Annotated in this window: 9 protein-coding genes and 1 tRNA gene; 3 read left to right on the forward strand and 7 right to left on the reverse strand. The window is 70.8% G+C overall.

Annotation, left to right across the window (positions count from 1 at the left end; translation table 11 throughout):
- Nucleotides 1–168: 168 nt before the first annotated feature.
- The 4 genes from QM633_RS10120 to rpsA all read right to left on the reverse strand — a co-directional run bounded on the left by QM633_RS10120 (nucleotide 169) and on the right by rpsA (nucleotide 4368).
- Nucleotides 169–1401, reverse strand: coding sequence for a PrsW family intramembrane metalloprotease (locus QM633_RS10120; RefSeq protein ID WP_415153634.1), 1233 nt, complete (start codon nucleotides 1399–1401; stop codon nucleotides 169–171).
- 67 nt (nucleotides 1402–1468) lie between these two features.
- Complete coding sequence (gene coaE / locus QM633_RS10125; protein ID WP_415153635.1) at nucleotides 1469–2083, reverse strand: dephospho-CoA kinase; 615 nt, start codon at nucleotides 2081–2083, stop codon at nucleotides 1469–1471.
- Complete coding sequence (locus QM633_RS10130; protein ID WP_415153636.1) at nucleotides 2080–2814, reverse strand: hypothetical protein; 735 nt, start codon at nucleotides 2812–2814, stop codon at nucleotides 2080–2082. The genes coaE and QM633_RS10130 overlap by 4 nt, the downstream gene beginning before the upstream one ends.
- A gap of 99 nt (nucleotides 2815–2913) precedes the next feature.
- The gene (rpsA, locus tag QM633_RS10135) at nucleotides 2914–4368 is read right to left on the reverse strand and encodes a 30S ribosomal protein S1 (protein ID WP_415153637.1); all 1455 of its coding nucleotides are present in this window, start codon (nucleotides 4366–4368) and stop codon (nucleotides 2914–2916) included.
- Nucleotides 4369–4598: 230 nt separating this feature from the next.
- Between rpsA and QM633_RS10140 the strand changes: the two genes are divergently transcribed.
- Entirely contained in the window at nucleotides 4599–5171 is a 573-nt protein-coding gene (locus QM633_RS10140; RefSeq protein WP_415153638.1) for a CG0192-related protein, read from the forward strand.
- A 104-nt stretch (nucleotides 5172–5275) separates the two neighbouring features.
- Here the strand turns inward: QM633_RS10140 and QM633_RS10145 are convergent, their stop codons facing one another.
- Complete coding sequence (locus QM633_RS10145) at nucleotides 5276–5557, reverse strand: hypothetical protein (RefSeq protein WP_415153639.1); 282 nt, start codon at nucleotides 5555–5557, stop codon at nucleotides 5276–5278.
- Between the two features lie 192 nt (nucleotides 5558–5749).
- Entirely contained in the window at nucleotides 5750–8449 is a 2700-nt protein-coding gene (gene polA, locus QM633_RS10150) for a DNA polymerase I (protein WP_415153640.1), read from the reverse strand.
- A gap of 63 nt (nucleotides 8450–8512) precedes the next feature.
- Between polA and QM633_RS10155 the strand changes: the two genes are divergently transcribed.
- The gene (locus QM633_RS10155; protein WP_415153641.1) at nucleotides 8513–8911 is read left to right on the forward strand and encodes a PaaI family thioesterase; all 399 of its coding nucleotides are present in this window, start codon (nucleotides 8513–8515) and stop codon (nucleotides 8909–8911) included.
- A 3-nt stretch (nucleotides 8912–8914) separates the two neighbouring features.
- Here the strand turns inward: QM633_RS10155 and QM633_RS10160 are convergent, their stop codons facing one another.
- On the reverse strand, nucleotides 8915–9532 hold the full coding sequence (locus tag QM633_RS10160; RefSeq protein ID WP_415153642.1) for an ANTAR domain-containing response regulator: 618 nt from the start codon (nucleotides 9530–9532) through the stop codon (nucleotides 8915–8917).
- A gap of 118 nt (nucleotides 9533–9650) precedes the next feature.
- Here QM633_RS10160 and QM633_RS10165 point away from each other — a divergent pair.
- Nucleotides 9651–9733: transfer RNA gene (locus tag QM633_RS10165), tRNA-Leu, on the forward strand.
- Nucleotide 9734: the final 1 nt, after the last annotated feature.

Raw genomic sequence — 9734 nt, forward strand, 5'->3', positions numbered from 1 at the left:
GCGGGTAGGCCTGGGGTTGCGGAGGGTAGGCCTGGGGTTGCGGAGGGTAGGCCTGGCCCGGAGGGGCCTGCGGCGCCACGGGCTGCTGCGGCGCCGCCGGCTGCTGCGGGGTGACGGGCTGCTGCGGCGCCGACGGCTGCTGCGGGGTGACGGCGTGGGGGTCCTGGCTCATTTCGCGTCCTCGCTCTCCGCGTCGCCGCCGGCATCGGAGCCGGGCTCGGTCGGCGGTGGCGAGGCCGGGACCGTCACCGGCTCCGCCGGTTCGGCAGGGAGCTTCGACCAGGCCCTGGTGGCGACGCCGCACGCGCTGCAGAAGGCCGACCCGGGCAGCAGCGGCATCTCGCACCGCGCGCAGAAGCCGAGATCGGTGCCGGACGCGCCGTCGGTCCGTGCGGCGGCTTCGAGTGCTCCTTCGAGCAGACCGGTGTGGAGGACGGTTCGCAGCCGGAGCAGGAGGACCCCGAGAACGAGCAGCCCCCAGACCACCTGGAGCACGAGCGAGAGGCTCTGCGAACCGACCCACGACAAGAGGTAGGTGCCGGTGTTCAGCAGGATGTTCGCCCCCACGGCCAGGCCGACCCCGCCGACGTAGCGTGAGGTGAAGCCGTCGTAGCCGCGGCCCAGCCCGGAGAACTCGGCGACGGCCAGCCCGGTGGCCGTGCCCATCACGAGCGGCTTGATGAAGCCTTCCAGGAAGACCAGCGAGGCGAGCTGCGCGGGTTGGGCCTCCACGATCCCGCCGGTCAGCAGCGCCCAGTGCCGCACCAGGGTGTCGAAACAGGCGTACGCGACACCGCTCACGATGCCGAACGTGACCCCGTCCATGAGGTCGTCGAAGGCCGGCCGGCTCGCCAGCAGCACGGGCCCGACCTGCCGGATCAGTTCACCGACGACAGGCACGAGGATCGCGAAGATCAGGAAGGCGCCCCACTGCGGGCCGGACAGCAGCGTCCCGTCCGGCGCGCGGAGGGTCGCGGTGAGCGGAAGCCCGTTCGTCCAGAGCGCCGTGAAGAGCGCGGCGACGAGGCCGGTCAGCGCGAACGCGAGCCCGACCACCGGCAGTGGCTCGTCCTCCCAGAGATTCACGTCGTAGAGGTAGGTGATGTACACGATCGGGATCGCGAAGGCGGCGATCAGCACGGCGATCGGAAGCGCGCCGAAGATGGCCGCGACCAGGGCAGCGACGAGCGTGATGGTGAACGCCGTGCGGTAGGTCTGCGGGTGCCGGCCGGCCTCCTTCGGCATGATCGTCGAGACGATCGCGAAGGACGCCACCGGCTCGTCGGGAGCGAGGGCGAACCTGCGCTGACCACGAGTGTCGCCGGGGACGAGGTCGAGCCCGCACCGGTGACAGAAGTGGGCGACGTCAGGGACGGCGGAATGGCAGCGGGAACAGTCCATGGACGGCCTCCTGGCGAGTGGTGCGCTCAGCATAGGGGGACGTCGCGCCGCCGCGGCAGGGGGCGGTCTAGTGAATTTCCGCACCCGGGGAGCCGGTCAGGCCCGCCCAGAACCTGTCGACCCGGTCGGCGAGGTCCGCCGGCGTGCCGTCGTTGCGCAGCACCACGTCCGCGGCGGCCAGGCGGCGCTCGCGATCGGCCTGGGCCCTGAGCCGGGCCAGCGCCTCCTCCTCGCCCAGCCCGTCGCGGGCGCGGATCCGGGCGACCTGTTCGGCCGGCTCGGCGTCGACGACCACGACGAGATCGAAAGCATCCTGCTGGCCGGTCTCGACGAGGAGGGGAATCATCTGCACGACCACGGTGCCTGCGGGCGCCGCAGCGGTGAGCTCCGCCGCGCGGGCCCGGACCGCCGGATGGACGATCGCTTCCAGATCACGGCGGGCGAGGGGGTCGGCGAAGACGATCCGGCCGAGCGCGGGCCGGTCCAGGCGACCGTCGGGACGCAGCACGCCGTCCCCGAACCGGGCGACCACAGCGGCAAGGCCCGGCGTGCCCGGCTCGACCGCCTCCCGCGCCAGCCGGTCGGCGTCGATCACCAGCGCTCCCCTGCCGGCCAGCAACGCCGCCACCGTCGACTTCCCGGACGCGATCCCGCCGGTGAGCCCGATCACGGTGGTGGTCATCGGATCTCCGCCGCCAGCTGTTCGACCATGCCCTGGGCGTCCTCGGCCGTCGTCGAACCGGCCTTCGCGGTCAGGACGCGCACCACCAGCAGCGCCTCGGCGTCCCTGTCGATCCACAGGTGGGCCTTCAGGCGTGCCTTCCGTCCGGACACCGTGCCGCTCGCCCACACAGTGGCGTGACGGACGCCGTCCGAGGACGACTCCACGGGATCGGAGAGGCCTCCCTCGAAGGATGCCTTGCGGCGCCGCACGAGCGCCGGGATCAGGTCGCCGGGCCGGTCGCCGGGGTCGGCGGTGAACGCGCGGGCCTGCACCCAGTTCGCGCCGTGCGAGGACACGGCCTCGTCGGTGGACAGCGCCGTCACGTCCCAGCCGTCGGGGACGTCGGCGGCCCAGGGGCCGACGACAAGGGCCGTGGAGTCGCTGCTCTCCGTGGTCTCCCCGCTCTCGATGTCACCGGGGTCACCGAAGGAGGGGTCGTCCTCCTGCGACGTCGCACGACCCAGCCACCCCGTCACCCCGAGCGCGACGGGGACCCCGACGGCGAGACCCAGCCAGGTTCGCCGGCCCGTCCCGCCCCGCGCCGGCGGCGCGGAGACCGAGGGCGGATGGTACGCCGTGATGTGGTAGGCCGTACCGGTGCCGGCCGGGGGCTGACCGTCGGCCGGCCCGGCCTGCTCCTGCGCCCCGGCCGGATAGTTCTCGAACCGGGTCGGCTGCTGGTCGCTCACCTGACCTCCTGGGTGCCTGCTCGCCCCCAGCATGCCAGTGGGGCCACAACGACGACGTGCCCCCCACCGAAGTGGGGGGCACGTCGTCCAGCGGTCGGGTCAGCGACCGCCGGTCAGCTTCTCCCGCAGGGCCTGCAGGGCCTCGTCGGAAGCGAGGGAGCCCTCCGGGGCATCCTCGTCGCCACCCGCGGAGTACGCGGCGGCACTGGCCTGGGCGACAGCGGCCTGCACGTCCGCGGCCTCGGCGTCCTCGACCTGCTTCTTGTGGGCCAGCCACCGGGCCTGCGCCTCGGCGTACTGCTGCTCCCACGCCCGCTGCTGCTCCTCGTAGCCGGACTTCCACTCCTGGGTCTCCGGATCGAAGCCCTCGGGGTAGATGTAGTTGCCCTGCTCGTCGTAGGACGCGGTCATGCCGTACAGCGCCGGGTCGAAGTCGTCGGCGGCCACGTCGACACCCTCGTTGGCCTGCTTGAGGCTCAGCGAGATGCGGCGACGCTCGAGGTCGATGTCGATGATCTTGACCATCACCTCGTCGTTGACCGAGACGACCTGCTCGGGGATCTCCACGTGGCGCTCGGCCAGCTCGGAGACGTGCACCAGGCCCTCGATGCCCTCCTCGACGCGGACGAACGCACCGAACGGCACCAGCTTGGTGACCTTGCCCGGCACGATCTGGCCGATCTGGTGGGTCCGGGCGAAGGTCTGCCACGGATCCTCCTGGGTCGCCTTCAGCGACAGCGAGACCCGCTCGCGGTCCATGTCGACGTCCAGCACCTCGACGGTGACCTCGTCGCCGACCTCGACGACCTCGGACGGGTGGTCGATGTGCTTCCAGGACAGCTCGGAGACGTGCACCAGGCCGTCCACGCCGCCCAGGTCGACGAACGCACCGAAGTTGACGATCGAGGACACGACGCCCTTGCGGATCTGGCCCTTGGTGAGCTGGTTGAGGAAGGTGTGGCGCACCTCGGACTGGGTCTGCTCGAGCCACGCGCGCCGGGAGAGGACCACATTGTTGCGGTTCTTGTCCAGCTCGATGATCTTGGCCTCGAGCTCCATGCCGACGTACGGCTGCAGGTCGCGGACGCGACGCATCTCCACCAGCGATGCCGGCAGGAAGCCGCGCAGGCCGATGTCGATGATCAGGCCGCCCTTGACGACCTCGATGACGCGGCCGGTGACGACCCCGTCCTCTTCCTTGACCTTCTCGATCGTGCCCCAGGCGCGCTCGTACTGGGCGCGCTTCTTGGACAGGATCAGGCGCCCCTCCTTGTCCTCCTTCTGCTGGACGAGGGCCTCGATCTCATCGCCCACGGAGACCACGTCGAACGGGTCCACGTCGTGCTTGATGGAGAGTTCCTTGGAGGGGATCACCCCTTCGGTCTTGTAACCGATGTCGAGCAGGACCTCGTCCCGATCGACCTTGACGACCGTGCCGGTCACGATGTCGCCGTCATTGAAGTACTTGATGGTCGCGTCGACCGCTGCCAGGAAAGCTTCGGGGGATCCGAAGTCGTCGACCGCGACGGTAGCTGCCTCGGGAGAAGAGGTCATGTAGTAGGGCTCCGATGGGATTGTGTGGAAATCGCGTGTGCACGCCGACCACGTGCGCCACTGCCGAGGCCAGGCTGACGTCTGGGTCTCCGCCGCGTGAACGCGTGCCGACCCGCTAGGTCTGAGGTCATGCCGGTCGAAGTGCGACCGACAGCCTACCGATTGCTGTGAGCGAGGGCAATCCGGCTCCGGTTCAGACTACGCTGGGGAACCGACCCAGAAGGAGAAGAATGAGCGGCACAGCCGAGATCCACGAAGCGACACTGACCCCGGGCAAGCTCGAGTTGCTGGCGGCCTGGCTGCCGGCCCAGGAGTGGTTCCTCGGAGACTCCGACGACGTGGAGCGCGTCGCGTCCTACCGCTTCGTCGACCCGGAGGGCGAGGTCGGCATCGAGACCATCCTGGTGCGCTCGCGCGGCGTGACCTACCAGGTACCGCTCACCTACCGCGGCGCACCGCTGGACGAGGCGAAGGACTACCTGGTCGGCACCCTGGAGCACTCCGTGCTCGGCACTCGCCACGTCTACGACGCCGTCGGCGACCCGGTGTACATGGTCGAACTGCTGCGCGTGATCCACGAGGGCGACACCGAGGCAGACCTCTCCCGCGGGCAGAAGTCGATGACGGTGCGCGGCTCCGGCATCGTGCCGGTCTCGAATGCGGCCAGCGAGGCGATGCGCGTCGTCCGGGTGCTGGACGGCAACCACGTACCCGGCAGCCGGGTGCCCCTGGGGACCCTGGAGGGCCGCTGGACGGCCGCCGATGGATCCGTCCAGGAAGAGACCCTGGCCGTTCTGCGCTGAACCCCGGGAACACCGGATCCGGCGGCGGGGCGAGCCGGTCCGGTCGGGGCAGGTCCGCCCGGTGACCCATGGTTCGGCCCCCAGGCGGGGGTGGAGCCGCCCGTTCAGACCTCGGTGAGTCGGTAACCCTCGGGCGGCGTGGACTCCCACTCGTCGAACGGGTCGTCGGCGACGGCCTCGCGGGCGAGGTGGACGGACGTGCGGAACGCGTCCTCCGACTCCCACAGCACCAGGCCGACCAGCACTCCCGCCGCCGCATCCTCGAAGGTGTGCACCGAGATCACGCCGGGCGCACCCACGAGCGCGGCGCCGTAGCGATGCATGGACGCGAGCAGAGCGCCGCGTGCCTCGGGACGCGGTCGGTGCACCGACAGGTGGGAGAACATCGCGGCCTCCTGGTTCGGCTGGTGCCGCCAGTGTGCCGCTGCCCGGTGTCCGGCGCCAGGCCAGGCCGCGATCCGGGGCGGCCTGGAGGGGACGGATCGGAACCCCGGGTCAGGACCTGCGGGCGACCACTGCCTCCCGCAGCCGGCCACCCGGCCTGAGCACCCGGGCGAACTCCCCGAGGCTGGTCCGGCTCAGTGGGCGGCGTCGTGCCAGGAGTGGCCGACGCCGATCGACACCTCCAGCGGGACCCGCATCTCGACGGCGTGACCCATCTTGTCGCTGACCAGCGCCGTGAGCGCCTCCCGCTCCCCCGGCGCGACCTCGAGGACGAGCTCGTCGTGCACCTGCAGCAGCATCCGGCTGCGCAGGCCCTGCCGCTCCAGCGCACTCTCCACGTCCAGCATGGCGACCTTGATCACGTCGGCGGCCGAGCCCTGGATCGGCGCGTTCAGCGCCGCCCTCTCGGCCATCTCCCTGCGCTGCCGGTTCGACGACGTCAGATCCGGAAGGTAGCGGCGACGGCCGAGGATGGTCTCGGTGAAACCCGTTCGACGGGCCGTGTCGACGATCTCGTGCAGGTAGTCGCGAACATGGCCGAACCGCTCGAAGTACTCCTCCATCAGCCCGCGGGCCTCGGAGACCTCGATCTTCAACTGCTGGCTCAGCCCGAAGGCGCTCAGGCCGTACGCCAGCCCGTAGTTCATCGCTTTGATCCGGGCCCGCATCGCCCCCGTGACGCCGTCGGGCGGCACCCCGAACACGCGGGACGCCATCGTGGCGTGGAAGTCCTGGCCGGACGCGAACGCCTCGATCAGGCCGGCATCCTCCGACTGGTCGGCCATGATCCGCATCTCGATCTGGCTGTAGTCGGCGGTGAGCAGGCTCTCGTAGCCCTGCCCCACCACGAACGCCTCCCGGATCCTCCGCCCGTCCTCGGTGCGGATCGGAATGTTCTGCAGGTTGGGGTCGGTGGAGGACAACCGCCCGGTGGCGGCGATCGTCTGCACGTAGGTGGTGTGGACGCGGCCGTCGTCCGCGATCGACTTCTGCAGGCCCTCGACGGTCTGGCGCAGCCGGATCTGGTCGCGGTGCCGGAGCAGGTGCGCGAGGAAGGGGTGCTCGGTCTTCGCGAACAGCGCCTCCAGGGACTCCGCGTCCGTGGTCCAGCCGGTCTGGGTGCGCCGGGTCTTCGGCATGGCCAGCTCGTCGAACAGGACGCTCTGCAGCTGCTTGGGCGAGCCGAGGTTGATCGGGTGGCCGAGCACGGCGAACGCGTCGGCCTCGGCCTGACCGACGGCCGCGTCGAAGTCGGCGTGCAGCCGGTCGAGGTAGTCGCTGTCGACAGCGATCCCGACCCGCTCCATCGTGGCCAGCGTGCGGGTCAGCGGCAGCTCGACCTCGCGCAGCAGCGGGGCGCCGCCCCGCTCCTCCAGCTCGGTCTCCAGCGCCGCGGCCAGGTCGATCACCGCCCTGGCCCGCACCATCGCGTCATGGCTCTCGGTGTCATCGAAGGAGAACGCGGCCTGGTCGCCGCCGTCCGCGCCGCTGCCCGCCACCGACAGGTCGCGGCGCAGGTGCCGGGCGGTCAGGTCGGCGAGGTCGTAGACGCGCTGGTCGGGTCGCAGCAGGTAGGCGGCCAGCTGGGTGTCGCTGACCAGCCCGGCCAGGTCCCAGCCCCGGGCCCAGATCGCCAGCATCGGCCCCTTGGCGTCGTGCATGGCCTTGGCCGCGGTCTGGTCGGCCAGCCATTCGGCGAGCGCCGCGTCGTCGTCGGGCGAGACGGTGGTGACGTCGATCCAGGCCGCCGCACCGTCGGCGGAGGCCAGGGCGATGCCGGTGAGATCGCCGCTGCCGGACCGCCAGCGGCCCTGGCAGTCCACCCCGACGACGCCGGTGCGGGCGTGCTGGTCGAGCCAGCCGCGCACCCCGCCGGCGGTGAGGATCTCCCCGCTGACCTCGAAACCACCCTCTGAGGCCGCGTCCTCGGCGGGAAGCGTCTCCAGCAGCCGGTCCCTCAGGACGCGGAACTCCAGCCCGTCGAAGAGCGAGTGAACGGCTTCCCTGTCCCAGTCCCTGCGGGCCAGATCGCCCACCCCGACGGGGAGCTCGAGATCGCCGACCAGGGCGTTCAGCCTCCGGTTGCGGATCACGTCGTCGAGATGGGCGCGCAACGACTCACCCGCCTTGCCGCCGACCTCGCCGGCGTGCTGGACGAGGTTCTCCAGCCCGTCGTACGCCGCCAGCCACTTGGCCGCCGTCTTGGGCCCCACTCCGGGGACGCCGGGCAGGTTGTCGCTGGTCTCCCCGACGAGGGCGGCCAGCTCGGGGTAGCGGGCGGGCGGGACGAGGTACTTCTCGATCACCGTCGGCGGGTCGAGCCGGGCCAGGTCGGAGACGCCCTTGCGCGGGTAGAGCACGGTGACGCGGTCGTTCACCAGCTGGAGGGTGTCGCGGTCGCCGGTGCAGATGAGCACGTCCAGCCCCTCGGCCGCCCCCCGTCCGGCGAGGGTGGCGATGATGTCGTCGGCCTCGAACCCGTCGCGTTCGAGATGGACGATGTTCAGCGCGTCCAGCACCTCCTTGATCAGCGCGACCTGACCGGAGAACTCCGCCGGCGAAGCCGACCGGTTGGCCTTGTACTCGGCGTACTCGTCGCTGCGGAACGTCTTTCTGGACACGTCGAAGGCCACCGCGAGGTGGGTCGGCTGCTCGTCCCGGAGCACGTTGATCAGCATGGACGTGAAGCCGTAGACCGCGTTGGTGTGCTGGCCCGTGGTGGTCGAGAAGTTCTCCACCGGCAGCGCGAAGAACGCGCGGTAGGCCACCGAGTGGCCGTCGATCAGCAGCAGGGTCGGGGTCTTCTCTGCGGACGCGCTCGCGGGACTGGTCACAGTCCGGAACCTTACCGGCGGCCACCGACGCCCGAACCCACGGCCTGTGCGAAGGTAGGGCCCATGAACGTTCCCGACTGGTTCGCCGGCCTGAGCAGTCCCCTCGACGACAAGCTGGGGGTCGAACTGGAGGAGGTCACCCCGGCCAGGGCGTCCGCCCGTTGCCCCGTCGAGGGCAACACCCAGCCGTTCGGGCTGTGGCACGGCGGCGCCTCCTGCGTGCTCGCCGAGACCCTCGCGTCCCTTGCCGCCGCGGCCGAGGTCGGCCCGAACGGGGCGGTGACCGGGGTGGACATCAACGCCACCCACCTGCGTCCGGCGCGGAAAGGCTGGCTGACCGGGGTCGCGACGGCGATCCGGATCGGCGGCTCGCTGGCCACCTACGACGTGACGATCACCGACGAGGCGGGCGAGCAGGTCTGCGCGGCGCGGATCACCGTCTTCCTCAAGCGGCCGCGCTGAGCGCTACTTCTTGCGGGCCTTGTCACCCTTCGACTGCTCGATGACGGCCTCGGCGACCTCACGCATCGACTTGCGCAGGTCCATCGCGGTCTTCTGGATCCAGCGGAACGCCTCCGGCTCGCTGAGACCGAGGCCCTCCTGGAGCAGGCCCTTGGCCTGGTCGACGGCCTTGCGCGACGCGAACCGCTCCTCGAGGTCGGCGACCTCGGCCTCGACGGCCCGGATCTCGGCGAACCGGGCCATGGCGATCTCGATCGCGGGGATCACGTCGGAGGAGTCGAACGGCTTCACGACGTAGGCCATCGCGCCGGCGTCCCTGGCCCGCTCGACCAGCTCGCGCTGGCTGAAGGCGGTCAGCATGACGACGGGGGCGATTCGCTCCTCCGCGATCACGGCGGCCGCGGAGATCCCGTCCATCTTCGGCATCTTCACGTCCATGACGACCAGGTCGGGGGTGAGCTTGCGGGCCAGCTCGAGGGCTTCCTCGCCGTCGCCGGCCTCTGCGATGACCTCGTAGCCCTCCTCGGTCAGCAGCTCCACGAGATCGAGGCGGATCAGCGCCTCGTCCTCGGCCACCAGCACGCGCAGCTTGTCGTCGTCTTCGCGGTCGTCGGCAGTCATCACTCGTCAGCCTTCCTGGCTGGTCGTCATCATCGGATCCCCGAGGTGTTGGGGCAGGGACGAGGTTACCCTGCCCCGAATGGCGCTCGCCAAGTTGTGGCACACTTCATGGGCACCTGCCGGGGTGGCGGAATGGTATACGCGGACGGCTCAAACCCGTCTGCCCGCAAGGGCGTAGGGGTTCGAATCCCCTTCCCGGTAC

Origin of the sequence: Propionicimonas sp., assembly GCF_047606205.1 — a bacterium.
In the GTDB taxonomy this organism is placed as follows: domain Bacteria; phylum Actinomycetota; class Actinomycetes; order Propionibacteriales; family Propionibacteriaceae; genus Propionicimonas.

What these genes read in the sequence shown, in the direction of transcription:
- QM633_RS10160 (WP_415153642.1), bottom strand. Translation starts at nt 9,532, where the DNA reads ATGACTGCCGACGACCGCGAAGACGACGACAAGCTGCGCGTGCTGGTG.
- rpsA (WP_415153637.1), bottom strand. Translation starts at nt 4,368, where the DNA reads ATGACCTCTTCTCCCGAGGCAGCTACCGTCGCGGTCGACGACTTCGGA.
- QM633_RS10155 (WP_415153641.1), top strand. Translation starts at nt 8,513, where the DNA reads ATGAACGTTCCCGACTGGTTCGCCGGCCTGAGCAGTCCCCTCGACGAC.
- coaE (WP_415153635.1), bottom strand. Translation starts at nt 2,083, where the DNA reads ATGACCACCACCGTGATCGGGCTCACCGGCGGGATCGCGTCCGGGAAG.
- QM633_RS10140 (WP_415153638.1), top strand. Translation starts at nt 4,599, where the DNA reads ATGAGCGGCACAGCCGAGATCCACGAAGCGACACTGACCCCGGGCAAG.
- QM633_RS10120 (WP_415153634.1), bottom strand. Translation starts at nt 1,401, where the DNA reads ATGGACTGTTCCCGCTGCCATTCCGCCGTCCCTGACGTCGCCCACTTC.
- QM633_RS10145 (WP_415153639.1), bottom strand. Translation starts at nt 5,557, where the DNA reads ATGTTCTCCCACCTGTCGGTGCACCGACCGCGTCCCGAGGCACGCGGC.